At 59.6% G+C, this 255-nt stretch carries 1 pseudogene; it reads right to left on the reverse strand.

The features are described 5' to 3' along the window. Nucleotides 1–255 (reverse strand): annotated as a pseudogene (locus SB753_RS39255) (tetratricopeptide repeat protein); the annotation flags it as partial.

Consider the following 255-nt stretch of genomic DNA (forward strand, 5'->3'; position numbering starts at 1 on the left):
GCACTTCATCGTAGATGCCGACGATCTCGCTGTAATTGCATTGCGCAAGCGAGCATTTCGTTTTCTGCACTTCGGTGAACAGATGGCTGGCCAGTATGTTCGGCTCGGCAAGCCGCATCGCCTGCGAGGCAATGTCGCGCACGAATCTGTCGATGTCGCGTCCCGCGAACGGCACCTCGGCCTGGCGCGACTGAAACACGCCGCCTTCGATCTGCACGTGAGCCATGTAGGAATCCGCGGCATCGCCGAGCTTTG

The sequence above is a fragment of the Paraburkholderia sp. SIMBA_053 genome (assembly GCF_046534895.1).
In the GTDB taxonomy this organism is placed as follows: Bacteria; Pseudomonadota; Gammaproteobacteria; order Burkholderiales; family Burkholderiaceae; genus Paraburkholderia; species Paraburkholderia caledonica.